The 3925-nt window shown below is 75.4% G+C and carries 2 protein-coding genes; one reads left to right on the top strand and one right to left on the bottom strand.

The window, feature by feature from the left end:
- The coding region (locus tag E1283_RS33355) for an FAD-binding and (Fe-S)-binding domain-containing protein (protein WP_132821910.1) at window positions 1-2145 on the bottom strand (2145 nt) is incomplete at its 3' end.
- Window positions 2146-2338: 193 nt separating this feature from the next.
- On the opposite strand from E1283_RS33355, the gene E1283_RS33350 reads away from it, so the two are divergent.
- A partial coding sequence (locus tag E1283_RS33350; protein WP_165956341.1) for a sensor histidine kinase occupies window positions 2339-3925 on the top strand: 1587 nt, incomplete at its 3' end.

Raw genomic sequence — 3925 nt, 5'->3', positions numbered from 1 at the left:
GAAGGGGGCGGTGGCCAGCGGGGGGATGTCGCGTTCCGGGGCGATGCCGCCGAGGTGTTTCGCGAGGGCGGCCAACGGGCCGAGGCCGGCGAGGGTGTTGGCCACCGGCGCCAGCCGGAGCGCCGAGGCCAGGGCGAGCCAGCGCGGCAGCCGGCCCATCGCGTAGTGGGCCGCGGGGCGGCGGCGCCCCGCGTAGTGGTGGTGCAGGAACTCGGCCTTGTAGGTGGCCATGTCGACGCCGACCGGGCAGTCGCTGCGGCAGCCCTTGCAGGAGAGGCAGAGGTCGAGCGCGTCCCGCACCTCGGGCGACCGCCAGCCGTCCGTGACCACCTCGCCGATCAGCATCTCGTGCAGCAGCCTGGCCCGGCCCCTGGTGGAGTGCGTCTCGTCGTGGGTGGCCCGGAAGGAGGGGCACATCACGTCAGAACCAGGCGTCGTGACCCGGCACCTGGCGACGCCCACGCAGCGCCGGACGGCGGCCGAGAAGTCGCCGTCGTCGTGCGGGTAGGAGAAGGCCAACGGGCCCGGCTTCACCGGGAGTCCGGTGAAGCGCAGGTTCGCGTCGAGCGGGGCCGGGCGGGCCAGGACGCCCGGGTTGAGGCCGCCGTCCGGGTCCCACAGGTCCTTGAACTCCTCGAAGACGCCGACGAGTTCGTCCCCGTACATGCGGGGGAGCAGCTCGGCGCGGGCCAGTCCGTCGCCGTGTTCGCCGGAGAGCGAGCCGCCGTGCGCGGCGACCAGGTCGGCCAACTCCACGCTGAACTCGCGGAACCGGGCGATGCCGGGCGGGGTGAGCAGGTCGAAGTCGATGCGGATGTGGATGCAGCCGTCGCCGAAGTGACCGTACGGCGCGCCGCGCAGCCCGTGGTCGCGCAGCAGCCCGCGGAACTCGCGGAGATAGCCGCCGAGTCGGGCCGGCGGCACCGCGCAGTCCTCCCAGCCTGGCCACGCCTCGCCGCCGTCCGGCAGCCGGGTGGCGGTGCCGGAGGCGTCCTCCCGCACCCGCCACAGCGCGCGCTGCCCGGCCGGGTCCGCGACCACCTTCCAGCCGGTGAGGTCGGCGGCGGCCGCCCGGCCGATCGTCTCCGCGGCGGCGCGCGCCTCGGCCGGGTCGGCGCCGCCGGTCTCGACGAACAGCCAGGCGCCGCCTGCCGGCAGCACGCCGAGCGCGGCCTCGCCGACGAGGTCGGCGGCCATGCCCTCGACGGTCAGCGGCCCGTACGCCAGCAGCCCGGCGGCCGCCTCGGCGGCGGCCGACTCGTCCGGGTAGCCGAGCACCGCGAGGGCCCGCGCGGCCGGCGCCGGCACCAGCCGCATCGTGGCCTCGGTCAGCACGCCGAGGGTGCCCTCGCTGCCGGTGAAGGCGCGGGCCCAGTCGCGACCCTTCTCCGGCAGCAGTTCGTCGAGCGCGTAGCCGGAGATCCGGCGCGGCAGTTCGGGGTAGCCGGTGCGCAGCAGCGCGAGCCGGTCGGCGACCAGCGTCTCGACGGCCGAGCGCAGCGGTGCCGGCACCTCGTGGCCGCCGCGGGCCAGCCGGGCCCGGTCGCCGCGGTAGGTGAGGACGTCGAGTTCGAGGGTGTTGTCGGCCGTGGTGCCCCAGGCGACGGAGTGCGAGCCGCAGGCGTTGTTGCCGATCATGCCGCCGATGGTGCAGCGGCTGTGGGTGGACGGGTCGGGGCCGAAGGTGAGGCCGTGCTCGGCGGCCGCGTCGCGCAGCGTGTCGCAGACGACGCCCGGCTGGACGACGGCGGTGCGGGCCTCCGGGTCGACGGCCAGCACCCGGTTCATGTGGCGGGTGAAGTCGAGGACCACGCCGGTGCCGGTGGCCTGGCCGGCGATGCTGGTGCCGCCGCCGCGCGGCACGACCGGGGTGCCGTGCGCGCGGCAGACGGCGAGCGCCGCGGCCACGTCGTCCGCGTCGCGCGGGGCGACGACCCCGACCGGGACCCGCCGGTAGTTGGAGGCGTCCATGGTGACCAGCGCCCGGCCGGCCGCGTCGAAGTCGACCTCGCCGCGGACCGTGGCCCGCAGCGCGGCGGCCAGCTCCGTCACCCGGGCCGTACCCGCCGGCGACCGTTCCTGTCCCGACCGTTCCTGTCCTGATCGGCCCTGTCCCGATTGCCCCTGTCCAAATTGATGGCGCATGACCACAGCCTGCCCGCTTCGGCGGCTCGAATCGATCGTCAGCGACGGGAAACGCTCATCGAACACACAGAAGTGACACGCGAGACGAGAACGGTCTTCATACCAGATCCATACCTGACATCTCATCCCTCGGTGGGAAGTCACCTATAGTGTGGGCGAATTGAACAGGTCCCCGTCAGCGAGGTCCCGGGTGATGACAGCGCACATACCTCTGCACCTCCGGGCGGTGCGCCCCCCGCTCCGGCCGGTAGTGATCGCCCTGCTCGGCTCGGCCGTCGTCACCGGCGCCGTCTGGGCGGCGGCCCTCGCCGAGGCTCCCGAGTCGTTCCGCACCCCCCTGGTCTGGGGCGGCGGCGCCGCGGCGCTCGCGTTGTGCGCGGCGGTGACCGCCGCCGTGGCCCACGCCGGCCGCTACCGGGTGCTGCGGGAGCGGGTGCAGGCACACGAGCGGGCCGTCGCACGCTTCGTCGACACCTCGGTGCCGCGGCTGGTGGAGCGGCTGCGCGGCGGCGCCTCGGCCGAGACGGCGATCGCGGCCGTCGAGCGGCCCGACGACGCCCAGACCCAGCGCGTGATGCGCACCACGGCCGAGGAGATCGCCCGCAGCGAGGCCACCAAGGCCGCCGCGATGGCGGCCTGCGCCAACGCCGCGGGACGCATGCAGGCGCTGTCCACCAGCATGCTGGCCAGCCTGCGGGAGATGGAGCACCGGCACACCGACGACGACGTGTTCGAGGACCTGCTGCACCTCGACCACCGCACCGCCCAGGCGGGCCGGCTCGCCGACAGCATCGCGGTGCTCACCGGCGCCAGGTCGGGCCGCCGCTGGGGCAAGCCGATCGTGATGGAGAGCGTCCTGCGCGGCGCCATGGGCCGGATCGGCGGCTACCAGCGGGTCAGGCTGCACTCCGCGGTCGGCGTCGCCGTCGCCGGCCACGCCGCCGAGGGCGTGATGCACGCGCTGGCCGAACTGATGGACAACGCGGCCAACTTCTCGCCGCCCAACGCCGAGGTGCACGTCTACGCCGAGGAGGTCCCGGCCGGCGTCGTCGTCACCATCGAGGACAGCGGCCTGGTGATGAGCGAGGTGGCGCTGCGCCGCGCCGAACGCGCCGTCTCCAGCGAGGCCCTCGACCTGACCACCCTCTCCGGCACCCGCCTCGGCCTCGCCGTGGTCGGCGTGCTGGCCCGCAAGCACGGCCTCTCGGTCTCCTTCCGGCCCTCCGCGCGCGGCGGCACCGGCGCCCTGCTGATGATCCCGCAGGAGCTCGTCACCCGCCCCAAGTCCGACCGGATCGACGACCAGGACACCGCCTCCCGGCGCGGCCTCACCGTCAAGCTGCGCCCCTCGGGCGACGGCGCCTCGTCCGGCGCCTCGTCCGGCGCCCGGCTGCCGGTCGCCGGCGGCACGGTGGCCCTGGCGGTCGGCGACGCGCCCGTCACCGACGAGCCGCGCCCCACCGCGGAGCACGCGCCGGCCAGGGACGGCGGCGTCATCGAGACCGGCGGCGTGCCGCAGGTCAACGAGGCCGGGCTGCCCAAGCGCCGCCGCGGCCGCACCCTGGCCAAGGCGCATCCGGAGGGCCTCGGCCAACAGCGCCCCGCGCCCGCGCCCACGCCCGCGCGCGGCCCGTCGGCCGCCGAGTCGGGCACCCGCTTCCTCGCCTTCCGGCAGGCGGCCCTGGGGCAGGGCCGGCCCCCGAAGAACGACGAGACGACGGCCGGTGGGACGACGGCCCGTCTCTTTTACACATCTCTCTCGTACCCACGAACCTTTGGG

Source organism: Streptomyces hainanensis (genome assembly GCF_004348415.1).
Taxonomy (GTDB): domain Bacteria; phylum Actinomycetota; class Actinomycetes; order Streptomycetales; family Streptomycetaceae; genus Streptomyces; species Streptomyces hainanensis.
Note: the sequence above shows the minus strand (reverse complement) of the source record. Positions and strands in the feature narration are given on the sequence as shown.